The following is a 272-nucleotide window of genomic DNA, read 5'->3' on the forward strand; positions in this document are numbered from 1 at the left end:
AATCAAAAACTTCAGAATGCAGCTGCGGGGAGTAAAAGACAGAACTTTCTTCCTATTTAGGTTGACTAAACTTTTTGTATAGCCCCCCCCAACTTTTGAGCCTGATCCCAACTTTTGCGCTTGATCCTGTAAACTCCTATGAATAGGGGAGAATATTATAAAACAAAAAAATCTCCCTTAAAAAAGAGAGATTTCTGTGGGTCCTGAGGGATTCGAACCCCCGACCCTCTGGGTGTAAACCAGATGCTCTGAACCAACTGAGCTAAGAACCC

At 42.6% G+C, this 272-nt stretch carries 1 tRNA gene; it reads right to left on the reverse strand.

The window, feature by feature from the left end:
- Positions 1–197: 197 nt before the first annotated feature.
- A tRNA-Val gene (locus H6W53_RS20590) sits at positions 198–272 on the reverse strand.

The organism is Chryseobacterium sp. C3, assembly GCF_014218905.1.
GTDB classification, from domain to species: Bacteria; Bacteroidota; Bacteroidia; order Flavobacteriales; family Weeksellaceae; genus Chryseobacterium; species Chryseobacterium mucoviscidosis.